The 24002-nt window shown below is 70.9% G+C and carries 20 protein-coding genes and 1 pseudogene; 14 read left to right on the top strand and 7 right to left on the bottom strand.

Features of this window, described 5'->3' with window-relative positions; translation table 11 throughout:
- The 11 genes from ruvX (at nt 1) to ACFMQL_RS00265 (ending at nt 12599) form a co-directional block, all read left to right on the top strand.
- A complete protein-coding gene (gene ruvX / locus ACFMQL_RS00315; protein ID WP_364070407.1) occupies nt 1-480 on the top strand; it encodes a Holliday junction resolvase RuvX in 480 nt (159 codons plus the stop codon).
- 742 nt (nt 481-1222) lie between these two features.
- Nucleotides 1223-2428 carry an endolytic transglycosylase MltG gene (mltG, locus tag ACFMQL_RS00310; protein WP_378784064.1) on the top strand — a complete coding sequence of 402 codons (1206 nt, stop codon included), beginning with the start codon at nt 1223-1225 and terminating at the stop codon, nt 2426-2428.
- Nucleotides 2429-2639: 211 nt separating this feature from the next.
- Nucleotides 2640-3797, top strand: a complete 1158-nt coding sequence (mltG, locus tag ACFMQL_RS00305) for an endolytic transglycosylase MltG (protein WP_364070401.1) — start codon at nt 2640-2642, stop codon at nt 3795-3797.
- A 569-nt stretch (nt 3798-4366) separates the two neighbouring features.
- A complete protein-coding gene (locus ACFMQL_RS00300) occupies nt 4367-5242 on the top strand; it encodes a shikimate dehydrogenase (protein ID WP_364070399.1) in 876 nt (291 codons plus the stop codon).
- Between the two features lie 265 nt (nt 5243-5507).
- Nucleotides 5508-6095: a translation initiation factor IF-3 gene (gene infC, locus ACFMQL_RS00295; protein ID WP_364070428.1), complete on the top strand. Its 588-nt coding sequence runs from the start codon at nt 5508-5510 to the stop codon at nt 6093-6095.
- Nucleotides 6096-6218: 123 nt separating this feature from the next.
- The gene (gene rpmI, locus ACFMQL_RS00290) at nt 6219-6413 is read left to right on the top strand and encodes a 50S ribosomal protein L35 (protein ID WP_026215152.1); all 195 of its coding nucleotides are present in this window, start codon (nt 6219-6221) and stop codon (nt 6411-6413) included.
- A gap of 24 nt (nt 6414-6437) precedes the next feature.
- Nucleotides 6438-6821, top strand: coding sequence for a 50S ribosomal protein L20 (rplT, locus tag ACFMQL_RS00285; RefSeq protein WP_148031211.1), 384 nt, complete (start codon nt 6438-6440; stop codon nt 6819-6821).
- 112 nt (nt 6822-6933) lie between these two features.
- Nucleotides 6934-7737 carry an RNA methyltransferase gene (locus ACFMQL_RS00280; RefSeq protein ID WP_364070397.1) on the top strand — a complete coding sequence of 268 codons (804 nt, stop codon included), beginning with the start codon at nt 6934-6936 and terminating at the stop codon, nt 7735-7737.
- 49 nt (nt 7738-7786) lie between these two features.
- Nucleotides 7787-8878 (top strand): ATP-binding protein, encoded by a 1092-nt coding sequence (locus ACFMQL_RS00275; protein WP_378784063.1) that lies wholly within the window; start codon nt 7787-7789, stop codon nt 8876-8878.
- 131 nt (nt 8879-9009) lie between these two features.
- Nucleotides 9010-10047, top strand: a complete 1038-nt coding sequence (gene pheS / locus ACFMQL_RS00270; protein ID WP_378790120.1) for a phenylalanine--tRNA ligase subunit alpha — start codon at nt 9010-9012, stop codon at nt 10045-10047.
- Nucleotides 10047-12599: a phenylalanine--tRNA ligase subunit beta gene (locus ACFMQL_RS00265; RefSeq protein WP_378784061.1), complete on the top strand. Its 2553-nt coding sequence runs from the start codon at nt 10047-10049 to the stop codon at nt 12597-12599. Before pheS ends, ACFMQL_RS00265 begins: the two co-directional genes overlap by 1 nt.
- A 50-nt stretch (nt 12600-12649) precedes the next feature.
- Here the strand turns inward: ACFMQL_RS00265 and ACFMQL_RS00260 are convergent, their stop codons facing one another.
- Nucleotides 12650-13255, bottom strand: coding sequence for a Uma2 family endonuclease (locus tag ACFMQL_RS00260; RefSeq protein ID WP_364070390.1), 606 nt, complete (start codon nt 13253-13255; stop codon nt 12650-12652).
- A 77-nt stretch (nt 13256-13332) separates the two neighbouring features.
- Here ACFMQL_RS00260 and ACFMQL_RS00255 point away from each other — a divergent pair, with 77 nt between their 5' ends.
- Complete coding sequence (locus tag ACFMQL_RS00255; RefSeq protein WP_364070387.1) at nt 13333-13566, top strand: hypothetical protein; 234 nt, start codon at nt 13333-13335, stop codon at nt 13564-13566.
- Between the two features lie 70 nt (nt 13567-13636).
- On the opposite strand, the gene ACFMQL_RS00250 is transcribed toward ACFMQL_RS00255, so the two are convergent.
- From ACFMQL_RS00250 to ACFMQL_RS00235, 4 genes are all read right to left on the bottom strand, one after another.
- Nucleotides 13637-14941 carry an MFS transporter gene (locus tag ACFMQL_RS00250; protein ID WP_364070385.1) on the bottom strand — a complete coding sequence of 435 codons (1305 nt, stop codon included), beginning with the start codon at nt 14939-14941 and terminating at the stop codon, nt 13637-13639.
- A gap of 101 nt (nt 14942-15042) precedes the next feature.
- Nucleotides 15043-15396, bottom strand: a complete 354-nt coding sequence (locus tag ACFMQL_RS00245) for a nuclear transport factor 2 family protein (RefSeq protein ID WP_364070382.1) — start codon at nt 15394-15396, stop codon at nt 15043-15045.
- A gap of 27 nt (nt 15397-15423) precedes the next feature.
- Nucleotides 15424-15825, bottom strand: a complete 402-nt coding sequence (locus tag ACFMQL_RS00240) for a hypothetical protein (RefSeq protein ID WP_364070380.1) — start codon at nt 15823-15825, stop codon at nt 15424-15426.
- A gap of 190 nt (nt 15826-16015) precedes the next feature.
- Nucleotides 16016-17677, bottom strand: coding sequence for a class I adenylate-forming enzyme family protein (locus ACFMQL_RS00235; RefSeq protein WP_364070378.1), 1662 nt, complete (start codon nt 17675-17677; stop codon nt 16016-16018).
- Between the two features lie 299 nt (nt 17678-17976).
- Here ACFMQL_RS00235 and ACFMQL_RS00230 point away from each other — a divergent pair, with 299 nt between their 5' ends.
- Nucleotides 17977-19602, top strand: a complete 1626-nt coding sequence (locus ACFMQL_RS00230; RefSeq protein WP_378784057.1) for an endo-1,4-beta-xylanase — start codon at nt 17977-17979, stop codon at nt 19600-19602.
- Between the two features lie 189 nt (nt 19603-19791).
- A complete protein-coding gene (locus tag ACFMQL_RS00225; RefSeq protein WP_378784055.1) occupies nt 19792-22788 on the top strand; it encodes an alpha-mannosidase in 2997 nt (998 codons plus the stop codon).
- 7 nt (nt 22789-22795) lie between these two features.
- On the opposite strand, the gene ACFMQL_RS00220 is transcribed toward ACFMQL_RS00225, so the two are convergent.
- Together ACFMQL_RS00220 and ACFMQL_RS00215 are read right to left on the bottom strand one after the other, a co-directional pair.
- Nucleotides 22796-23710, bottom strand: a complete 915-nt coding sequence (locus ACFMQL_RS00220; RefSeq protein ID WP_378784054.1) for an ROK family protein — start codon at nt 23708-23710, stop codon at nt 22796-22798.
- 140 nt (nt 23711-23850) lie between these two features.
- Nucleotides 23851-23964, bottom strand: a pseudogene (locus ACFMQL_RS00215) (hypothetical protein); the annotation flags it as partial.
- Between the last annotated feature and the right edge of the window lie 38 nt (nt 23965-24002).

The raw sequence follows: 24002 nt of genomic DNA, 5'->3' as shown, positions 1-24002 counted from the left end.
ATGAGGTTCGGTTCACGAATCGGCGTCGACGTCGGTTCGGTGCGCATCGGCGTGGCCCGCAGCGACCCGTCAGGGCTGCTGGCCACGCCGGTCGAGACTGTCAAGCGGGGCAAGGGCGACCTCGACCGCATCGCCGCCATCGTCGCCGAGCACGAGGCGATCGAGGTCGTGGTCGGGTTGCCCACCTCGCTGTCCGGGCGCGAGGGCCAGGCCGCCGGGCTGGCGCGCGAGTTCGCCGCCAAGCTCGCCGCGCGGCTGGCGCCCACGCCCGTCCGCCTGTTCGACGAGCGGCTGACCACGGTCACCGCGCAGCACGGCCTGCGGGCCAGCGGCGTGCGGGCCAAGAAGCAGCGCGGCGTCGTCGACCAGGCGGCGGCCGTCGTGCTGTTGCAGGACGCGCTCGACTCCGAGCGCGCCACAGAAAGACCACCAGGCAGGCCCGTCGAACCGCCACGCGCGGCCGACGGACCTGCCCAATGAGCGCGCCGGCCTTCGCACCACAGCGCCGGCGGCCCTCACTTCGGACCGCTGTGACCGGCTTCCCTCTGGGCGGTCCTCCCGGCCTGTGCGGTCGCCCTGCCCGGTGCGGTCCTGCCCGGTGCGGTCGTCCTGTCCGGGGCGCGCATCCGGCGTCCTGCGCGGCCGGTGAGGTGGTCGCATGACCAGGACACCGGGCGACGAGGACGACCTCGGCGACGTGATCCCGTTCCTGCCGGAGGAGGACGAGCCCGAAAGCTCCGACCGCTCCTCCTCCGGCCACCCGCCGACACCCGGAACACGGACTGAGGCTGAAGGACCGGCCGAGGCCGGCTCGGACGCGGCTGCTGAAGGGCTGGAGCCCACGTCGCGGGCCGAGTCGGAGTTCCAGAGGCCCGCGCAGGCCCAGAAGCCCGCGCAGGCCCAGGCTGCTGCCGAGGCCGCGCGCGGCTCCGCGGCTCAGTCCGCCTTCGGGCCGGAGTCCGCTTCGGCGGCTCGTGCCGCCTCCGGTGGGACGGCCGCGCCTGGTGGGCCGCCCGCTTCAGCAGGGGAGCGGGCAGGTGCCGAGGCGCGGGAGGCTTCCGAGGGAGAGCCCGGCTCCGCGGCTCAAGCCGCTTCCGAGGCAGAGCCCGCTACGGCGGGTCAAGGCGCTTCCGGGGCAGAACCCGCTACGGCGGGTCAAGGCGCTTCCGGGGCAGAGCCCGCTACGGCGGGTCAAGCCCCTTCCGGGGCGGAGCGTGCCTCCGTGGCTCATCACGCTTCCGAGGCCACGGCTGAGGGCGAGGAGGCCGAGGGCGCGACCGAGGCGGGAGCTGAGGCCCTAACCGGAGCCGGAGACGAAAAGCCGCCCGGAAGCGGTACTGGAGGTGCGGACGAGGGCCGTTCCGCAGCCGGCGGTGAGGAGGAGCCTGGGCGGCGGAAGAAGGCGTTGCGGAAGGCCGGGTTGCTGTCGGCCGGGCTGCTTGCGGGCGTGCTGGCGCTCGGGCTGGGCGCGATCACGGTGGTGAAGCCGTACCTCAGTCCCGCCGATTTCGAAGGGCCGGGCAGCGGTTCGGTGACGGTGCGGATCACGCCGGGGTCGAGCGCGTACACGATCGGCTCGGCGCTGGCCGAGGCCGGGGTGGTGGCGAGCGCGCAGTCGTTCGTACGGGCGGCGGAGGAGCGCGCGGTGACCGACCGGCTGCGGCCCGGCCACTACCGCCTGCGCAGGGGCATGGCCGCGGTGGCCGCGCTCGACCTGCTGCTCAAGCCCGGATCGCGGGTGGTGCGGCGGGTGACCGTGCCCGAGGGGCTGCGGGTCCAGGAGGTGTTCAGCCGGCTGTCCAAGCTGGCCGGGCTGCCCATCGAGGAGCTGCGCAAGGTGGACAAAGCCCTCGTCGGCCTGCCCAAGTACGCCCCGGGACTGGAGGGCTTCCTGTTCCCCGCCACGTACGAGATCGAGCCCGGTGACACCGCCGTGGACGTGCTGGCGGCGATGGTCGAGCGGTTCGCCGCCGCGGCCCGCCACGTGGGCCTCGAAGAGGGCGCGAAGCGGGTGAACCTGACACCGCTTGAGGTCGTCACGGTCGCCAGCATGATCCAGGCAGAGGGCGGCACGGACGAGGACTATCCGAAGATCGCTAGGGTGATCTACAACCGGCTGGCGAAAGGCACTCCGCTGGAGATCGACAGCACGGTGCTGTACGCGCAGAACCGGAGGACACTGAGAGTGACGGAGAGTGACACCAAGGTGGACTCTCCCTACAACACCTACCGGCATAAGGGGCTGCCCCCAGGGCCCATCGCCAACCCCGGCGAGAAGGCACTGATGGCCGCTCTGAACCCGGCTGAAGGCGATTGGCACTGGTTTGTTACCACGGATCCCGCGCATAGAATCACCAAATTCACCAACAAAGAGAGCGAGTTCGTGAGATACCGGGAAGAGTTGAACAAGAACCTCGGGACGAGCTGATGTTCGATGGGACCCGCACTGTCCCGGCGCAAATGTCCCCATATGGGGCATGCGTCCTCTTTCCGTCCCCTAGCATGGCTACCCAGAGTGATCCCCGTCGGTCGTCCTGGTGCGTCCGGCGGCTACCCCCGTTTCGCTCGGTGATACCAGCCGGTTGGGCAGATCCGCTTGACGCCTGGCGGGCAGTGCCGGGAGATTGGCCAGCGCATCTATGAACGATCTCGATCTCAACACTCTGCTCGGCCCCGAGGACGACGAAGGCTCGCCTCGGCGCCGTTCCCGGGGCGGCAGACGCGGTCGCCGCCGTCGCAGGCGCCGCAACCGCGGTGGCTTCCTCGCGCCGCTGCTGGCCTTCATCGTGCTGGCCGGCATCATCGGCGGCGGTGGCTACTACGGCTACCGCTGGATCAACGACGCTCTCGTACCCGATGACTACACCGGAGCCGGCACCGGCGAGGTGATCATCGAGATCAAGGACGGCCAGAGCGCCTCCGAGGTCGCGCAGGAGCTGGAGCGCAAGGGCGTCGTGGCCAGCGCGAGAGCGTTCACCAACGCGATCGCGAACGCGAACAAGAGCGGCTCGCTCCAGCCGGGCGAGTACAAGATGCGCAAGAAGATGGCCGCCGCCGAGGCCGTCAAGCTGCTCGACCACGACAAGCGGCTGCGCGACACCTTCACCATCGCCGAGGGCCTGCGGCTGTCGCAGACGCTCACCCAGCTCGCCGAGAAGACCGGCAGGCCGCTCAAGGACTTCAAAGCCGCGGCCAAGGACACCGAGAGCCTCGACCTGCCGAAGTACGCCAAGGGCAAGCTGGAGGGCTACGCCTTCCCGGCGACGTACGAGTTCCAGCCCAAGTCGACGGCTAAGCAGATCCTCGCGGCCATGGTGAAGAGGTTCAACCAGACGGCAGAGAAGCTCGACCTCGAAGCGGGCGCCAAGGAGCTGGGCTACACGCCGCACGAGATCATCACGATCGCGAGCATCGTGCAGGCCGAGGCGGGCCGCCAGGAGGACATGCCGAAGATCGCCCGCGTGATCTACAACCGGCTCTCGCGCAACCCGCCGATGAAGCTGTCGATGGACAGCACGGTCATGTACGCGCTGAACAAGTTCGGCACGTACGCCACCGGCGCCGACCTGAAGACCAAGTCCCGGTACAACACCTACGAGTACCTGGGGCTGCCGCCAGGGCCCATCTCCAACCCCGGCGACCACGCCATCGAGGCGGCGCTCAACCCGGCCAAGGGGCAGTGGCTGTTCTTCGTGGCCACCGACCCCAAGAGCCAGGTCACCGAGTTCGCCGAGACCGAGACCGAGCACCAGGCGCTGGTCGCCAAGTGCAGGGCGAACGGCGGCTGCGGCGGCTGACCCGGCCGTTCACTTACGGACGGCCGAAGGCCGGGTCGTTCACCTCCGGGCACCCGCCCGCGCACCCCACGGGACGCGCGGGCAGGCGCCCGGAGACGGGCCTTCCGGCACTCGTGCGTTTCACGGGACGCGCCGGCGTGCTTGGAGGCGGCTCTCTTGGCGCTCGCGTGTTTCACGGGACGCGTCGGTGCGGCCCGGGGCGGCCTCCCGTCGCTCGCGCACTCCACGCGGCGCGCGGATGCCCGAAGCGGCCCTCCTGCGGGCGCGCGCTAGAAGGCGGCGCGAGCGGTCGGGGTGTGCCGGACGTCTCGCGGGCGGTGCCTGGATCCGCGGCCAGGTGCGGCTCGGCATGATCCGGCGCGGTCCGACGAGCTGTGCGGGCGGTGGCCGGATGTGCGGTCCGGGGCGGCTCGGCACGATGCGACGCGGTCCGACGAGCTGTGCGGGCGGTACCTGAAGCGGCGGTCCGGGGCGGCTCGGCACGGGTGCTCCAGGGCAGGGCGACGTGGTGCCTCCGGGTGGCCGCCGGACGGCGGTAGGGTGCTGCCTGGTTGGAAAGGACGTGCGTGATGCGAGCTGCCGTGATGGGGTCGCCCATCGGCCATTCGCTCTCGCCCCACCTGCACCGGGCCGCCTACCGGGCGATGGGGCTCGACGGGTGGAGCTACGAGGCGTTCGAGTGTGACGAGGAACGACTGCCGGGCCTGCTGGCCGAGCTGACCCCCGTACGCGGGCAGGGCGGCGGCGACGACCGAGCCTGGGCGGGGCTGTCGCTCACGATGCCGCTCAAGCGGGCCGTGCTGCCCCTGCTCGACACGGTCTCCGACCTGGCCGTCGAGGTCGGCGGGGCCAACACGGTGGTCTTCCGCGACGGGCGGCGCCACGGCGACAACACCGACGTCTACGGCATCGAGCGGGCGCTGGCCGAGGCCGGGGTGCCCGCGCCGCGCTCGGCGACCGTGCTGGGCGGCGGCGCGACGGCGGCCTCCGCGCTGGCGGCGCTGCGCGGCCTGGGGCTCTACTCCGCGACGCTGCTCGTCCGCGATCCCGCGAGGGCGGGGGAGACCGCCGCAGTGGCCGAGCGGCTCGGCGTGGCGCTGGCGGTGGAGACGTTCGCCAAGCTCGACGCGTGCATCGAGGTCGATCTGGTGATCTCCACGCTGCCGAGCGGCGCGGCCGACGCCTACGCGAGCCGGCTGGCGCGCGTGCCGGCCCTGTTCGACGTGGTGTACGCGCCCTGGCCCACCGCCGCGGCGACGGCCGTGCGCGACGCGGGCGGCATCGTGATCGGAGGCTTCGAGATGCTGCTGCACCAGGCGGTGCGGCAGGTGGAGCTGATGACCGGGATGACCGATGTGCCGGTCGAGGCCATGCGTGCCGCGGGAGAGGCCGAGCTGCGCCGCCGCCAGGAGGCCGCCGCGCATGCGGACGGCCCGGCGGGATGATTCGAGAACGCTCCGGCGTTGTGGTAGTGTAGCTCTCTGATCGGTCCGGCATGCCTTGCTGGACGCGCAAGCGGAGGTCTCCCTCCCACCTGAGTCGCCGCGAGGTGGCCGGGTCCAGGATCACGCCGGACTTCTCCGGGGAGCTCGAGGCCACGAAAGCCGAAGAGCTCAGTGGCCCCGCATGCGCGACGTGCGGGGCTTTTCGCGTTTTCGTGAAAAGCTCCGTAACGACGAGCACGTAGGGATCGCAAACCTAGGAGGCCCCATCAGCACTGAGCCCCGCATCAACGAGCGTATCCGAGTTCCCGAGGTTCGCCTCGTGGGCCCGAACGGCGAGCAGGTCGGCATCGTCTCCATTCACGACGCGCTGAAGCTCGCCCAGGAGGCCGACCTCGACCTCGTCGAGGTCGCGGCCACGGCTCGACCGCCCGTGTGCAAGCTCATGGACTACGGCAAGTTCAAGTACGAGTCCGCGATGAAGGCGCGCGAGGCGCGCAAGAATCAGGCGCACACGATCATCAAGGAGATCAAGCTCCGGCCGAAGATCGACCCGCATGACTACGAGACCAAGAAGGGTCACGTGGTGCGGTTCCTCAAGGCGGGAGACAAGGTCAAAGTCACGATCATGTTCCGCGGGCGTGAGCAGTCCCGGCCTGAGCTCGGCTTCCGGCTGCTGCAGCGGCTCGCGGAAGACGTCCAGGACCTCGGCTTCGTGGAATCCCACGCCAAGCAGGACGGCCGTAACATGATCATGGTGATCGGTCCGCACAAGAAGAAGGCCGAGGCTAAGGCCGAAAAGGCCGCCGCCAAGGCGCAACGTGGCAACGAGGGCTCTTCCACACGGGAAGCGTGACCTTCGGTTGGGGTTAGCCTTACAAACACCCCAGCCAGCCACCGGTAGACCAAGACGCCGCGACCGGGTCGGAAAGCACCGGCCCGGCCACCGGCACGACCGAAACGAGGAGAGACGGCGATCATGCCGAAGATGAAGACGCACAGCGGTGCGAAGAAGCGGTTCCGGCTCACCGGTTCCGGCAAGATCAAGCGTCGCCGTGCCAACCGCGCGCACTACAACGAGTGGAAGTCGTCCACGCTGACGCGCCGTCTCAAGAACGAGGTCGTCCTTTCCGACGCCGACACCAAGAAGATCAAGAAGCTGCTCGCCAAGTAGCGCGAACCCCCGGGGAGAAGAAACATGGCACGCGTGAAGCGGGCGCTCAACGCCAAGAAGAAGCGCAAGGTCGTTCTCGAAAGGGCGACCGGTTACCGTGGCCAGCGGTCTCGCCTTTACCGCAAGGCCAAGGAGCAGATGCTCCACTCGATGACGTACGCCTACCGGGACCGTAAGGACCGTAAGGGCGCGTTCCGTCGTCTGTGGATCCAGCGCATCAACGCCGCCGCCCGGCAGAACGGCATCACCTACAACCGTCTGATCCAGGGCCTGCGTCTGGCCAACATCGAGGTCGACCGCAAGATCCTCGCCGACCTCGCGGTCAACGACAGCCAGACCTTCGCCACGCTCGTCGAGGCCGCCAAGAAGGCGCTCCCGGCGAACGTGAACGCTCCGGCCGCGGGCTGAAGCGCTTGACCTGACCGAGGGGCCCACCGATGACGGTGGGCCCTTTGTTGCTGTCTGCACGCACTGCGGTTGAACCAGCGGGCTGCAGCGTCCGTACGACTTGGGGGAGACGATGGCCGGGTCCGAGCTGACCAACGTGAGATCGCCGCGGGTGAAGGCCGCCCGGCGGCTCACCAAGCGCGCCTTCCGCGAGCAGGACAGGAAGTTCCTGGCCGAAGGGCCGCAGGCGGTGCGCGAGGCGCTCAAGCTCGACGGGGTCACGCTGGAGCTGTTCAGCACCGCCGAGGCCGAGCTGCGCCACCCCGAGCTGATCACCGAGGCCACGCTCAAGGGCATCCCCGTGCACCGGGCCAGCGGCGAGGTCATGTCCGAGCTGTCGCAGACCGTCACCCCGCAGGGGCTGGTGGCCGTCTGCCGGCTCGTCCACGTGCCGCTGGACGAGGCGCTGGCGGGCGAGCCGCGGCTGGTGGCGCTGCTCGCGCACGTGCGCGACCCGGGCAACGCGGGGACCGTCATGCGGGCGGCGGACGCGGCGGGGGCGGACGCGGTGGTGTTCACCGACGCGTCGGTGGACCCGTACAACGGCAAGTGCGTGCGCGCCAGCGTCGGAAGCCTCTTTCATCTACCTGTCACGATCGGTGCACCGGTCAGGCCCGCCGTGCGTCAACTCAGGGAGCGGGGCTTGCGCGTGCTGGCGGCCGACGGCGCGGGCAAGCACACGCTCGACGATGTCGATCTCTCGGGACCGACCGCGTGGATCTTCGGCAACGAGGCCTGGGGGTTGCCTGAGGAGATACTCACCGAGGCGGACGATGTGGTCAGGGTGCCCATCTACGGACAGGCGGAAAGCCTGAACCTGGCCACCGCCGCGGCGGTGTGCCTTTACTCCTCGGCCAGGGCGCAGCGGGTGCCCTAGGCGACCGGAAACCCGCTATTGTCGGCGTTGTAGGCGGAGGAGGCGAGGCGTGCACGGCGCAGACACCGACGGGCGAGTAGTCGCGGCCGCGTGCACGATAGCCATCGACGATCTCCCCGACGGCCTTATCGTGACCGACCGATACGGGCGCGTGCTGGCCGTCAACCGGGCGGCCACGCGGCTCACCGGCATCCCGGCAGAGCGCGCCGTCGGCCGGCACATGAACGACGTCTTCCCGTTCCGCGACCACGACGGGCGCGACTGCTGGAAGGCCCTCGACCCCGAGGGCGGGCTGCGCACCCGGATCAGGGTGCCCGAGCGGCCGCTGCACCTGCCCGGCCGGCAGGAGCTCTACGTCGCGGCCCGGCTGGTCCGCGAGCCCGAGCGCGGCGGCGAGGTCGAGCGCGTCACGATCACCCTGCGCGACGGCGGCGCGCGCGCCCGGCTCGAGCGCAGCCGCGCCGACCTGGTCTCGACCGTCGCCCACGAGCTGCGCTCGCCGCTGACCAGCGTCAAGGGCTTCACGGCCACGCTGCTCGCGAAGTGGAGCCGCTTCACCGAAGAGCAGAAGCTCGTCATGCTGGAGACGGTCAACAACGACGCCGACCGCGTCACCCGGCTCATCACCGAGCTGCTCGACGTCTCCCGCATCGAGTCGGGGCGGCTCGAAGTACGCCGCCAGGTCGTCGACCTGCCCGCCAGGGCGCGCCGCCTCATCGCGGGCCGGGTCGCGGCCGGCGAGCCGGAGGACCGCTTCCGGCTGATCGTCGGCGACGACCTGCCCGAGATGTGGCTCGACCAGGACAAGATCGACCAGATTCTGGGTAACCTGGTGGAAAATGCGCTGCGCCACGGGCGCGGCACTGTGACAATCGAGATCGAGTCCATCGAATGGGGAGTGGCCGTGTCGGTGCGCGATGAGGGCGAGGGCATCGAGCCCGAGCTGGCTCCGCGCGTCTTCAGGCAGTTCTGGCGGGGCGGCAACAGCCGCCGCCGGGGCGGCACGGGTCTCGGCCTGTTCATCGTCAAGGGCCTGGTCGAGGCGCACGGCGGCACGATCACGGTGCAGCGCGCGCCCGAGGGCGGAGCTGAGTTCCGATTTACCTTGCCCACCGGCACGCCCGACTTCGCCGGCGTCTAGTCGTCGCGTTCGGGCCCGGTGGGCAGGCCCCACTAGACTCTCTTCCGCTCAAGCCCTGGATACGGAGCTCACTCTTGTCTGACTACGATCCCGTCGAGGTGACACCGTTGCACGCCGACGAGGTGTCCCGGATGGAGGCCGACGCCATCGCGGCGATCAAGGCGGCCGGCGACCTCGACGAACTCAAGCAGGCCAGGCTGGCGCACGCGGGTGACCGCTCGCCCATCGCCCTGGCCAACCGCGAGATCGGCGCACTGCCGCCGGCCGCCCGCGCCGAGGCCAGGCGCGTCGGTGCCGCCCGTAAGGCCATCAACGAAGCGCTCGCCGCCCGCCAGGCCGAGCTGGAGGCCGAGCGCGACGCCCGCGTCCTCATCGAGGAGACCGTCGACGTCACCCTGCCGTGGGACCGTCGGCCGCGCGGCGCCCGTCACCCGCTCACCACGCTTCAGGAACGCATCGCCGACGCGTTCGTCTCCATGGGCTACGAAGTGGCCGAGGGACCGGAGCTCGAAGGCGAGTGGTTCAACTTCGACGCGCTCAACATCGCCAAGGACCACCCGGCGCGCTCCGACCACGACACGTTCTTCGTCGGCTCCACCGACTCCGGCATGGTGCTGCGCACGCAGACCTCGCCCGTGCAGATCCGGGCGCTGCTCCAGCGCGAGCTGCCGGTCTACGTGATCTCGCCGGGCAAGACGTTCCGCACCGACGAGCTCGACGCCACCCACACCCCGGTCTTCCACCAGACCGAGGGCCTGGCCGTCGACGAGGGCCTGACGATGGCCCATCTCAAGGGCACGCTCGACCGGTTCGCCGAGGTGATGTTCGGCAAGGGCATCACGACGCGGTTCCGGCCCAACTACTTCCCGTTCACCGAGCCGTCCGCCGAGATGGACCTCAAGTGCTTCGTCTGCCGGGGCGCCTCCGCGGTGCCCGGCAACCCGCCCTGCCGCACCTGCAAGTCGGAGGGCTGGATCGAGTGGGGCGGCTGCGGCATGGTCAACCCGCGCGTGCTCGTCGCCTGCGGCGTCGATCCGTCCCGGTACTCCGGGTTCGCCTTCGGCATGGGCATCGAGCGGACGCTGATGTTCCGCCACAACGCCGAGGACATGCGTGACATGGTCGAGGGAGACGTGCGCTTCACGCTCCCGTTCGGAATGGAGATCTGATGAAGGTCCCGCTTTCCTGGCTGCGGGAGTATGTCGATCTCCCGGCGGTCACCGCCCACGAGGTGGCCGACAAGCTCACGGCCGCCGGGCTCAAGCTCGAGTCGATCACCTCGCACGGCCACGACGTCAAGAACGTCGTCGTCGGCGAGGTGCTGGAGATCGAGGAGCTGACCGGCTTCAAGAAGCCGATCAGGCACTGCAAGGTCGAGGTCGGCGAGGCGACGCCGCGCATGATCATCTGCGGCGCCACCAACTTCGCCGCCGGCGACCGGGTGCCGGTCGTGCTGCCCGGCGGCGTGCTGCCCGGCGGGTTCGAGGTCGGGGCGCGCAAGACGTACGGGCGCATGTCCGAGGGCATGATCTGCTCCGAGCGCGAGCTCGGCCTGGGCGACGACCACAGCGGCATCATGGTGCTGCCGGCCGACACGCCCATCGGCACCGACGTGGTCGAGCTGCTCGGGCTGCGCGACGACGTCATCGAGCTGGAGATCACCCCCGACATCGGCTACGCGCTGTCGATCCGCGGCGTGGCGCGCGAGGTCGCCACGGCGTTCGGGGTGGCCTTCCGCGACCCCGCCGACGTCGAGCCGCCCGCCGAGACCGAGCCGTCGTGGCCGGCGTCCATCGCCGACCCGACCGCCTGCGACCGGTTCGTGCTGCGCGAGGTGCGCGGCTTCGACCCGCAGGCCAAGAGCCCGCTGTGGATGCGCGTACGCCTTCACCGCGTCGGCATGCGCCCGGTCTCGCTGGCCGTCGACATCACCAACTACCTGATGCTGGAGCTCGGCCAGCCGCTGCACGCGTTCGACCGCGGCAAGCTCAACGGCGAGATCGTGGTGCGCAGGGCCGTCGCGGGCGAGCGCCTCGAGACGCTCGACCACGTGGTGCGCGAGCTCGACCCCGACGACATCCTCATCACCGACCAGTCGGGGCCGATCTCCATCGCCGGCACCATGGGCGGCCTGGAGACCGAGATCTCCGACACCTCGACCGACATCGTCATCGAGGCCGCCCACTTCTCCGCCACCGGCATCTCCCGCGCCTCGCGGCGGCACGGGCTGGTCTCCGAGGCGTCCAAGCGGTTCGAGCGCGGCGTCGACCGCGAGCTGCCGCTCGTCGCCTCGTGGCGGGCCGTGCAGATGCTGGCCGAGCTGGGCGGCGCCACCGTGCAGCCCGGCGTCACCCACGCCGACGTCGAGGTGACGCCCGCCCGCATCGCGATCCCGGCCGGCTATCCGGGCCGGGTGGCCGGAGTGACCTACTCCAAGGAGACCGTGGTCGAGCGCCTGCGGCAGGTCGGCTGCGTCGTCACCGACGGCGCCGATCCGGCCGTGCGGCAGGGCGGCGTCGACCCGACCGGCGTGGTCACCGGTGGGGAGCTGGCGGCCAAGCTGGCCATCACCGGCGACGACATGATCACGGTGACCCCGCCGTCCTGGCGGCCCGACCTCACCGACCCCAACGACCTGGCCGAAGAGGTCATCCGGCTGGAGGGCTACGAGAACCTCCCGTCGGTGCTGCCCTCCGCCCCGGCCGGCGCTGGGCTCACCGAGGGCCAGCGGCTGCGCAGGCGGGTCGGCAGGACGCTCGCCGAGGCGGGTTACGTCGAGGTGCTCAGCTACCCGTTCGTCAGCCCCGACGACTTCGACCGCATGCAGCTGCCCGCCGAAGACGCGCGCCGCCGCGCCGTCCGGCTGGCCAACCCGCTGTCGGAGGACGAGCCGCTGATGCGGACGACGCTGCTGCCGGGCCTGCTGAAGACCCTCGTACGCAACGTCGGCCGCGGCTTCACCGACGTCGCGCTGTTCGAGTCGGGCGCCGTCTACCGGCCCCGCGAGGGCGCGCCCGAGGTCGCCCCGGTGCTCGGCGTCGAGCGGCGGCCCACCGCTGACGAGCTGGCCACCATCGAGTCGGCGCTGCCCGACCAGCCGCTGCGGGTCGCGGTGGTGCTGGCCGGCGAGTTCGAGCGGTCCGGCTGGTGGGGGCGCGGGCGCGCGGCCTCGTGGGCCGACGCCGTCCAGGCGGCCCGGCTGGTCGCCGAGGAGGCACGGCTCGAGCTGTCCATCAGCGCCGACCAGCACGAGCCCTGGCACCCGGGCCGGTGCGCCGCGCTCTACATGGGCGACACGCTGGTGGGGCACGCCGGTGAGCTGCACCCGCGGGTCATCGAGGCGTACGGGCTGCCGCCCCGCACCTCGGCGATGGAGCTCGAGCTGTCCCGGCTCGAGGCCGCCATGCCGGGTCCGGTCCAGACGCCCGCCGTGTCGGCCTACCCGGTCGCCACCCAGGACGTCGCGCTGATCGTGCCCGACTTCACGCCGGTCGCCGACGTCGAGGCGGCGCTGCGCGACGGCGCGGGCGAGCTGCTGGAGTCGATCCGGCTGTTCGACGTGTACGAGGGCGAGCAGGTGGGCGAGGGCAACAAGTCGCTCGCCTACTCGATGCGGTTCCGCGCGCCCGACCGTACGCTGACCGTGGAGGAGACCACGGCGGCAAGGGACGCGGCGGTGGCCATGGCCGCCGACCGCGTGGGCGCCCAGCTCCGCGGCTGAGCCGTTCGCCCGGGGCCGGAGCTTCGCCGCTCCGGCCCCGGTGCGTGCGCTCAGATGCGGTCGATCGCGGCGAGGTCGGCGTCGAGGTCGAAGGGAGCGGTCACCTTCAGCCGGTCGCGGTGCACGCCCATGCGGGCGTAGGAACGCAGCGCCGGGTCGAGCTCGTAGACGTACACGATCGGCTTGCCGGAGTCCTCCTCCACCCGCCAGAAGTGCGGGATGCCGGCCTGCGCGTAGAGCTGTGGCTTGCGCTCGCGGTCACGCGTGACGGACTCGGGGGAGACCACCTCGACGGCGAGCACGACGTCCTTCGCGTCGTAGTAGGTTTCCGCACCGCCCCGCACTGCCTCCTCCGTGACGACGCAGAGGTCCGGCTCGGGCCGCTGGTCCTTGGCGAGGACCACGCTCATCTCGCGGCGGACCCGAACGCCGGCGGGCGCGGCCCCACGCAGCTCGGCCTCGAGGAGCGACACGGCCCGCATGTGGAAGGAGGTCTGGGGGCTCACGAAGACCAAGCTTCCATCAATCAACTCTGTGTGCGCGGGCAATTCCGGAATGTGATCGAGATCTTCTGCGGAGAAGCCTTGCGGTGGCGGAAAGACCCAGTCGGGGAGCGAGGAAGGCGTCATCACAGCGATCACCGCTTCGGCAGTCATGGTCCAACGCTACCAACCTAGTGTGATCGAGCCAGGTGAAAAGCGTGACACGGTCGAGGAGCCCGAGAGGAACGGAGATGGCGGAGCTGCTGGTGTTCGCCGAGCGTGAGGACGCCGAGGAGGTGGCCGAGACGCTGGGGGAGTGGTTTCCCGAGCTGGGGGTGCCGCGGGTGGTGCGGGAGACCCTGGCGGGGGAGGACGACGCCGAGGACGCGCAGTGGGTGGTCGTGGCCGAGGGACTGGACGAGGCGGCGCTGGCGAAGGTGGACGAGCTGGTCGAGCGGTACGACGGGTGGCGCGAGGCGGGCTGAGGCGACCCCCATCGGCCCGCCTCGGCCGCTCCGGTGGAACGCGGAGGCAGTGCCTGCGCCCCCGGCGAGGTCAGGCGGGGGCGTCGGCGGTTGCGGAGGCTTCGCGGCGGGCCTTCTCCGCCAGGGCGTGCTCGTCGGTCGTGGCGTCGTAGCGGCGGAATCCGGGCAGGGCGGCGGCCAGGCCGAGCACGGCGGCGACGCACAGCACGCCGCCCGCGCCCAGGGAGAAGCGGGTGCCGCCGAGCTGGGCCATCATGCCGGCCCGCGCGTTGCCCAGCATGGGGCCGCTGGCGTACGAGAGCAGCTCGATGCCCGCCAGGCGGCCGCGCAGCTCCGGCGGGATGGTCTGGTTCCACATCGTCATGCGGAAGATGCCGCTGATCATGTCGGCGGCGCCCGCGCAGGCGATGAAGACGACGATCATCCAGATGTTCGGGGCCAGCGCGGTCAGCGCCACGGCGACGCCCCAGAGCGCGGCGGCCACGATCACGCCGAGGCCGTGCCGCCGTACGCGGGCCGTCCAGCGGCCGGTGAGCGAGGCGATCAACGCGCCGATCGCGGAGGCGGAGTAGAGCAGGCCGAGCGCCTGGGGCGCCTTCAGCTCTTCGGCGATGAACGGGAACAGCGCCGTCGCCATCGCGAAGATCATGGCGGCCATGTCCACCAGGTACGTGCCGACGAGGTCGCTGCGGCTCACCGCGTACCGCATGCCCTCGACCAGCGACTTCAGCGACGCGGGCGCGGCGTCGGCGGCCGGGGGCAGCGAGCTGACCCGCCACAGCAGCAGCATCGACAGCAGGAAGGACAGCGTGTCGAGGACGTAGGCGGAGGCCACGCCCCAGGCCGTGATCATCAGGCCGCCCAGCGCGGGGGCGACGATGGCGCCGAAGTTCCAGCGCAGGCTCGACAGGACGGCCGCGGCGGCCTGCTGATCGTGCTTGACGACCTGCTGGATCACCGCCTCCAGGCTCGGACGCTGGAGGCAGCCGATGCCGGTGGAGACGGCGCCGATGACGTACAGGACCCAGATCTGCGGACTGGGCAGCATGGAGTTGATCATGAGAGCGGCCGAGGTGACCAGCAGGCCCAGCTCGCTCATCACGATGATCTTGCGGCGGTCGAGGGCGTCGGCGATGGCGCCGCCCCACAGCCCGCACACCACCATCGGCACGAACTCCGCCAGGCTCACCAGGCCGACCGCGACGTAGGAGTCGGTGAGCTGCTTCATCTGGTACGGCACCGCGACCATCGAGATCATCGTCCCGAACATGGTGATGACGCCGGACCCGAAGAGCAGCCGGTAGTCGCGGGAGTCGCGCAGCGGGCTCACGTCCAGCGCGAGGTGGCGGAGCAGGCGCTTCAATGCTGATGGCACGAGTGGAAATTGTCCGTTATCGCGCGTGGCCTGGGCAAATGATTAAGCCGGCGGGCTCCGGGAGTGCGTCCCTGGGGCCCGCCGGCCGTTGCCAGGTCGTGTCAGGACGGGACCTTGTCCAGGAAGCCCAGGACCTTGCGGATGCGGCCGTCCTCGGCCAGCTCCACCACGTCGAACCCGACGGCGACCGGCTCCCCGCCCTCGGGGCCGAGGTGCCAGGTGAAGCGGGCGATGTGGTGGTGGCTGTCGTACAGGTCGCCGGGGGTGAAGACGAGCCCGGGGAACATGCCCTGCGCGGCCTCGATCACCCTGGCGATCCCGGCGTGGCCGGAGACGTCGGCGAGCGGGTCGGTGTAGGTGCCGTCCTCGGTCCACAGCTCGGCCACGGCCTTGGCGCGGGCCTCGGGGTCGGTTTCGTTCCAGCAGGCGACATAGCGGTCGATGAGGGTGCTCATGACGGGTCTCTCCTTGTCCGGGTGATCTCAGCGGCTCTTGCGCAGGCCGGTGATCTGCAGTTCGGCGAACGCGGCCACCACCAGGGCCTGGGCGATCGCCCAGAACGCGCCGATCGTGGTGAGGCCGGCCGCGCCGGTGACGACGGCGGCGACGCTGCCCAGGGTCCAGGCCACGTTCACGGCGATCACCGCCTTGGCGCCGGCCGGGCTGATGGCGCGGCGGGTGGCCAGGACGGCGACGGCCGCGGCGTAGACCAGCAGGAAGGCGCCGATACCGCGCAACAGCGCCGCGTCCAGGCCGAGCAGGGCACCGATGGGGGCGGCGAAGGCGAGGTAGGCCAGCCCGTTGACGCCCGTGACGGCGGCGTCGGCGGCCAGTGCGAGGCGCAGGAACTTCGTACGGCCGGTGGTGATCGGAAGGGCGGTCATGGCGGCTCCTTCGGCGGTGACCTCGTTCGTGCTGACACCGAGGACGATGCCAGGACGCGGGTAGCCGCCGCGATTACCCGCCAGGTAAGCGGGAGCGGGGACAGGCCGTCCGACCAGGGGAGAAGCACACGTTGTGAGGCCCGTCACAGCGCCCGGCGGCCCCCGCGAGGGGAGCCGCCGGCACCAGACGTCACAGGCCGAGGACCTCGCGGCGCAGGTGGGTCTTGAGGATCTTGCCGCCGGGGTTGCGGGGCAGCTCGGTGTCGCGGAACCAGTAGTGCACGGGGATCTTGAACTTGGCGATCCTGGAGGACAGGAACTCGCGCAGCTCGCCGGGCGTGACGGAGGCGCCGGGCGTCAGGCGGAGCACCGCGCCGACCTCCTCGCCGAGCTCGTCGTGCGGCACGCCGATCACGGCCGCGTCGTCCACCGCCGGATGCTCGAACAGGGCGGCCTCGACCTCGGCGCAGTAGACGTTCTCGCCGCCCCTGATCACCATGTCCTTAGCCCGGTCCACGATGTAGACGAAGCCGTCCTCGTCGATCCTGGCCAGGTCGCCGGTGTGCAGCCAGCCGTCCACGAACGTCTGCGCGGTCGCCTCCGGCTTGTTCCAGTAGCCGAGGATGACGTTGGGGCCGCGTACGCACAGCTCGCCGACCTCCCCGGGCGGCAGCTCCACGCCCGCGGGATCGACCACGCGCACGTCCACCACGGGCGAGGGCAGGCCGATGCTGTCGGGCTTGGCGCGGTAGTCGGCGCCGCCGTTGCCGATGGCGAGGGCGCTGGTCTCGGTCATGCCGTAGCCGTTGGAGGGTGCGCGGTCGGGCAGGTTCGTGGTGATGCGCTCCAGCAGCTTGGGCGGTGCGGGCGCGCCGCCGTAGCCCAGGTTGACCAGCGAGGACAGGTCGTACTTGCCGAAGTCGGGGTGGGACATGAGCTGCCAGGCGTTGGTGGGCACGCCGATCATGGTGGTGACGCGCTCGCGCTCGATGAGCCGCAGCGCCTGCTCGGGGTCCCACTTGTACATCAGCACCAGCCCGCCGCCGCTGAACATGGCGGTCGTCATCGCCGAAAAGCAGCCGGTGACGTGGAAGAGCGGCACGGTGAGCAGGGTGATCCTGCGGGTGCTCGCGGCCTGGGAGACGTCCTTGCCGGACAGGGCGACGGCGCGCATGAGGCCGTAGGCGACCGTCATGGGGGCCTGGCCGATGTTGCGGTGGCTGCCCAGCGCGCCCTTGGGGCTGCCGGTGGTGCCGGAGGTGTAGAAGATCGTCGCGGGGTCGTCGGGGGCCAGCTCGACCTGGGGGAGCGCGGCGTCGGCCGGCACCTCGCCCAGCACGTCGGCGAACGCGCGCGCACCGGCCGGCGGCTCGCCCCTGGTGACGATCATCGGTACGCCCGTCGAGGCCAGCCTGGGCGCGCGCTCGCCGTCGGCGATCAGCACCTTGGCGCCGGAGTCGCGTACCCCGTAGGCCAGCTCGGACTCCGTCCACCAGGCGTTGAGCGGCACCGCGATGGCTCCGGTCGCCAGCACGGCGGAGAAGGAGATCACCCATTCCGGGTAGTTGCGCATGGCCACCGCCACCCGGTCGCCCTTGGTCACGCCGTAGTCGTCCACGAGGCGGCGGGCGAGGGCGGCGGCGCGGCGGAAGTGCTCTTCGAACGTGATGTGCTCGTCCTCGTACACGAGGAAGACCTGGTCGCCGTGGTTCCTGCTCATCTCCAGCAGCGCCCGGAAGTCCGGCGGGGCGTGCTTCCACGTGCGTACGCCGGTGCCGTCGATCTCCTCCATCTCGAAGAGCTGGCCGGGGCCGGTGAGCTGCGCCTGGACCTGGTCATGCGAAAGAGACATCCGCAGTACTCCCGCAGTGGACGATTGTTCCGGTCCTCACAGTACCGACCGGCCGGTACGTCGCGCTAGACGGCGAATGGCCGGTCCTTTGGCAATGAAAGTTTCATTGCATGGCCGATAATTTCTGCCCGCCAACTGCTCATTCAGCTCCGGCTCAACCGCCTTATTGACCGGCTGACGAGCATGTCAATACCGTCTGCTCAGCGGTCCCCACGGGGCCGAAACTTTCGGAATCGAGTGCCTGCCTCCGGAGGTAGATGTCCGTGCATTCGTCCTCGCTCCTCAGAGCCCTCACGTTAGTGGGGTTACTCGCAACCTTCCTCCTTCCCGCCGTCTCGGCGGAGGCGTCGGCGCCCCTGCGTACGCACGCGGCCGCCAAAGGCAAGTTCATCGGCGCGGCGCTCGCCACCGGCCCCTTGTCGAACGAGACCGCCTACCGCAACATCGCGGCCACCGAGTTCAACCAGGTGACCGCCGAGAACGCCATGAAGTGGGACTCCACCGAACCCAACCCGGGCCAGTTCAACTTCTCCGGCGCCGACGCCATCGTCGACTTCGCCGTCCAGAACGACCAGCAGGTGCACGGCCACACGCTCATCTGGCACCAGCAGACCCCCGGCTGGGTGCAGGGCCTGAGCGCCAGCGCCATGCGTGAGGCGATCGAGCGCCACATCTCGACGGTCGTCGGCCGCTACGCCGACAACCCGGCCGTGGTCTCGTGGGACGTGGTCAACGAGGTCTTCGAAGAGAACGGCAACTTCCGCACGTCGTTCTGGTACAACACGCTCGGCCAGAGCTACATCGCCGACGCCTTCAGGGCCGCGCGCGCCGCCGACCCCGACGCCCGGCTGTGCATCAACGACTACAACGTCGAGGGCATCAACGCCAAGAGCACCGCGATGTACAACCTGGTCCGCTCGCTGCGCCAGCAGGGCGTGCCGGTCGACTGTGTGGGCTTCCAGAGCCACCTGGCCATCCAGTACGGCTTCCCGAACGACCTGCAGCAGAATCTGCAGCGCTTCGCCGACCTCGGCGTGCAGGTGCGCATCACCGAGCTGGACGTGCGCATGCAGATGCCGCGCGACTCCTCCAAGGACGCCACCCAGGCCACCTACTACCGCAACGTGGTCAACGCCTGCCTGGCGGTCGAGGCCTGCGCCGGCGTGACGATCTGGGGCTTCACCGACAAGCACTCGTGGGTGCCCGACACCTTCGGCGGTGAGGGCGCGGCGCTGATCTACGACGAGAACTACCAGAAGAAGAGCTCCTACGACGCCGTGCACGACACGCTGGCGAGCGGCTCCGGCACGGACGACACGACGCCGCCGACCACGCCGGGCACGCCGACGGCGAGCAACATCACCTCCAACTCGGCCACGCTGTCGTGGAGCGCCTCGACCGACAGCGGCGGCAGCGGCCTGGCCGGCTACAACGTCTACCGCGAGCAGGGTTCGACGGACACGCTGCTCGGGCAGACCTCGACCAACTCGATCACCCTGACGGGGCTGACGCCGGACACGGAGTACCAGGTGTACGTGCGGGCACGTGACGGCGCGGGCAACCTGTCGGGCAACTCGCCGACCGCCACGTTCACGACCGAGGAAGGTCCGAGCGGCGGCGGTGGCTGCACCGCCACCGGCACCGTGCAGACCGAGTGGCAGAACGGCTACGTCGTGCAGCCGGTGACCGTCACCAACACCGGCACCACGGCCATAGACGGCTGGACGGTCACCTTCACCCTGCCCGCCGGGCACACCCTGGCCGGGTCGTGGAACGCCACCCTGACCGTCAGCGGCCAGACCGTGACCGCCACGAACGCCGCCTACAACGGCAACCTCGCCCCGAACGCGAGCACCACCTTCGGATTCCAGGTCAACCGCCCGAACGGCGACACGCAGACGCCTTCCGGCTACACCTGCGCCTGATCGGGGATCCCCTGGGGCCTGCCCGACTGCCCGCCCGGCAAGCGGTGACCGCCCCAGGGGATTCCTCCCTTTTGGTGAAGAGGGGGTGGCTTTGCCGGAAATGATGGGGATGCATAACGTGCTGCTGGTACCCGCGTTACCGGCGGCGTACCGGTGGCTTACGTCCCCATCTGCTGAGGAGCCTGCCTGATGCATGACGACCGCACGCTGGTCGAAGCCCGCTTGAAGCGCGTACTGACCGAGCGGATCCGCCCCGCGATCTACCCCGAGTCGGTGCCGCTGGAGGTGGGCGTGTGGCACGCGCCGGGCGAGCCCGTGCCGGTGGCCGAGGGCCTGGCCGCGCCGCGCGAGCCGATCGCGGTCGGTACGCCCTGGGGCCCGCCGTGGGGCACGAGCTGGTTCACCGTGACCGGCACCGTGCCGATGGAGTGGACCGGCAAGATCGTCGAAGCGGTGCTCGACCTCGGCTTCAACCCCGACAAGACGGGCTTCCAATGCGAGGGGCTGGTCTACCGGCCCGACGGCACCCCGGTGAAGAGCCTCAACCCGCGTACGCAGTGGGTCCGCATCGCGAACCCCGCCCAGGGCGGCGAGGAGGTGTGCCTGCACATCGAGGCCGCCTCCAACCCGATCATCCTCGACTACCAGCCCTTCAAGCCGACGCTGCTCGGCGACAAGGAGACCGCCGGCACCGAGCCGCTCTACCGGCTGGCCCGCATGGACCTCGCCGTCTTCGACAAGACGGTGTGGGAGCTGGTCATCGACCTTGAGGTGCTCGGCGAGCTCATGCACGAGCTGCCGGTGGACAGCGGCCGCCGCTGGGAGATCCTGCGCGCCATCGAACGCGCGCTGGACGCACTCGATCTGCAGGACGTGAACGGCACCGCCGCCGCGGCCAGGGCCGAGCTGACCGACGTGCTGTCCTCACCCGCCGTGCCGTCGGCGCACCGCATCAGCGCCGTCGGGCACGCCCACATCGACTCGGCCTGGCTCTGGCCGCTGCGCGAGACCGTGCGCAAGGTGGCGCGCACCGCGTCCAACATGACCGCGCTGCTGGAGGAGGAGCCGGACTTCGTCTTCGCGATGTCGCAGGCCCAGCAGTGGGCCTGGCTCAAGGAGCACCGGCCCGAGGTGTGGGCCAAGGTCGTCAAGGCGGTGGCGACCGGCAGGTTCGTGCCCGCTGGCGGCATGTGGGTGGAGTCCGACACCAACATGCCCGGCTCCGAGGCGATGGCCCGGCAGTTCGTGCACGGCAAGCGCTTCTTCATCGACGAGTTCGGGGTGGACAACGAGGAGGTGTGGCTGCCCGACACCTTCGGGTTCGCCGCCGGGCTGCCGCAGATCATCAAGGCGGCCGGGTCGAAGCGGCTGCTCACCCAGAAGATCTCGTGGAGCCAGACCAACACGTTCCCGCACCACACGTTCCTGTGGGAGGGCATCGACGGCACCCGGATCTTCACCCACTTTCCGCCCATCGACACCTACAACGCCTCGCTGCGCGGCGGCGAGCTGGCGCACGCGGCCCGCAACTTCAAGGACAAGGGCGTGGCCAGGCACTCGCTGGCCCCGACCGGGCACGGCGACGGCGGCGGCGGCACCACCCGCGAGATGGTCGCGCGCGCCGCCCGCCTGCGCGACCTGGAGGGCTCGCCCACCGTCACATGGGAGACGCCCGCTGAGTTCTTCGCCAAGGCCGAGGCCGAATACCCCAACCCGCCGGTCTGGGTGGGCGAGCTGTACCTGGAGCTGCACCGCGCCACGCTGACCAGCCAGGCCAAGACCAAGCAGGGCAACCGGCGCAGCGAGGCGCTGCTGCGCGAGGCCGAGCTGTGGGCGGCGACGGCGGCCGTGCGGACCGGGGCCGAGTATCCGTACGAGGCGCTCGACCGGCTGTGGAAGACGGTGCTGCTGCACCAGTTCCACGACATCCTGCCCGGCTCGTCGATCGCGTGGGTGCACCGGGAGGCGCGCAGGACGTACGAGCTGGTGATCGAGGAGCTGAACGGGATCATCGACACCGCGCAGCGCGCGCTGGCCGGCGAGCCCACCGGCGGCACGCTGGTCTTCAACGGCGCCCCGCACGCCCGCCACGGCGTGCCCGCGGGCGGCGCCGCCCCCGAGGCCCCGGTCGACCCCGTGCAGGCGGGCCCCCGCGAGGGCGGCGGGTTCGTGCTGGAGGACGGGCGGCTCAGGGTCGAGATCGACGGGCGCGGCCTTGTCGTCTCCGCCTACGACCTGCGGGCCGGGCGTGAGACGGTGCCGCCGGGGCGGGCGGCCTGCCTGCCGCAGCTCCACCAGGACTTCCCGAACAAGTGGGACGCCTGGGATGTGGACGAGTTCTACCGCAACACGGTGACCGACCTGACCGAGGCCGACGACGTGCGCCTCGACGGGGCCACGGTGGTGGTCGAGCGCTCGTTCGGCAAGTCGACGCTCGTCCAGCGGCTCACGCTCGCCGAGGGCCGGCTGGAGATCGACACCGAGGTCGACTGGCACGAGACCGAGAAGTTCCTCAAGCTGGCCTTCCCCCTCGACGTGCGCGCCGACCGGTACGCCGCCGAGAGCCAGTACGGCCACACCTTCCGCCCCACCCACACCAACACCAGCTGGGAGGCCGCCAAGTTCGAAGCGTGCAACCACCGCTTCGTGCACCTGGAGGAGCCCGGCTGGGGCGTGGCCATGGTGACCGACTCCACCTACGGCCACGACGTCACCCGCGACGTGGACGAGCACGGCACCACGACCACGCTGCGCGTCTCGCTGCTGCGCGCGCCGCGCTTCCCCGACCCGGAGACCGACCAGGGCGCGCACCGCTTCCGCCACGCGCTGGTGCCGGGCGCGTCGATCGGCGACGCGGTGCGCGAGGGCCACTTCATCAACCAGCCGGAGCGCCGGGTGCCCGGATCGGCCCCGGTCGAGCCGCTGGTCACGGTGGACGACGACGCCGTGGTGGTGACCGCGGTGAAGCTGGCCGACGACGGCAGCGGCGACGTGGTGGTCCGCTTCCACGAGTCGCGCGGCGGCCGGGCCCGCGCCACCCTGCGGCCGAACTTCCCGGTCGCCGAGGTCGTCACCACCGACCTGCTCGAACGGCCGACCGGCGAGCCCGAGCGGCCCGGCGCGGCCATCCCCGTGTCGCTGCGCCCGTTCGAGCTGGTCACGCTGCGCATGAAGCGGGCCGCCTGACCGGCCGTCAGCCGCTGAGCAGCGTGCCCAGCCGGGGCGCGTAGGTGGCGTGGAAGACCAGGGAGGCCGCACCGATCGCGGCGGCGTCGGCCGCGATCGGTGAGGTCTCCACGCGCACGGCGTGCAGCCGCCTGGCCATCGACCGCTCCGCCACCGCCCCCGCGATCGCCTCGCGGTAGATGCCGCCCACCTCCCTGAGCGCGGGGCCGCCGAGCACGAGCAGGTCGATGTCCAGCATGTTCACCACGCTGACGGCGGCCACCGCCAGCCGCTCGGCCACGCGCTCGATCACCGCGCGCGCCTCCGGCTCGCCGCGCGCCGCCGCCGCGCACACGGCCGCGTGGTCGATGCCGCCCGCGGCCGCCTCGATCGCGCTCGGGCAGCACACCGCCTCCACGCAGCCCCGGTTGCCGCAGTAGCACTCGGGCCCGTCGGGCTCGACCGTGATGTGGCCGAACTCGGCGGCGTTGAGCGACCTGCCGCGATAGACCTGGTTGTCGAGGAAGAGCCCGCCGCCGACGCCGGTGCCGAGGTAGAGGTAGGCGAAGCTGGGCGCCGAGCGCGCGATGCCCGCCCACCGCTCGCCGATCGCCGCCGCCGTGGCGTCGTTGTCCACGGTCACCGGGAAGCGGGTGTACTCCTCCAGTAACTCCTTGATCGGCGTGCCGGCCCAGGCGGGCAGCCGGGGCGGGCTCACCATCACGCCGTCGGCGTCGAGCGGCCCGGGGCAGGCGAGACCCACCCCGAGCACCTTGCCGTCCGGCACCCCGGCCTCGCGCAGGATGCGGCGCGCGGCCCTGGCCATCTGCCTGACCACAGCGTCCGGCCTGGCCTGCGGGCGCACCGGCAGGTGAAGCCGGGCGACGGGCCGGCCCGCGAGGTCGGCCAGCACGCACGACAGCGCCTTGGGATCGAAGTGCACGCCGACCGCGTAGCCGGCGCGGGCGTCGACCCGCAGGATCGTGGCCGGTTTTCCCCACGCGACGGCGCGGAGCCGTCCTCGACGACCAGGCCCTCCTCCAGCAGCCTGCGTACGATCACCGACACCGTCTGCGCCGTCAGCCCCGTCACAGAAGCGACCTGGACGCGGCTGATCCCGTCGGAGGCCTGGATGGCCTCCAGCACCACGGCCCGGTTGTAGCTGCCGACCTTGGGCAGGTTGGTGCCCTGCTGCATGTGAGTAATATCACCACAGAGTGTTGACTTAGTAAATC

Source organism: Nonomuraea fastidiosa (assembly GCF_042751225.1).
GTDB lineage: Bacteria > Actinomycetota > Actinomycetes > Streptosporangiales > Streptosporangiaceae > Nonomuraea > Nonomuraea fastidiosa.
This window is presented reverse-complemented; position numbering and strand designations above follow the sequence as displayed.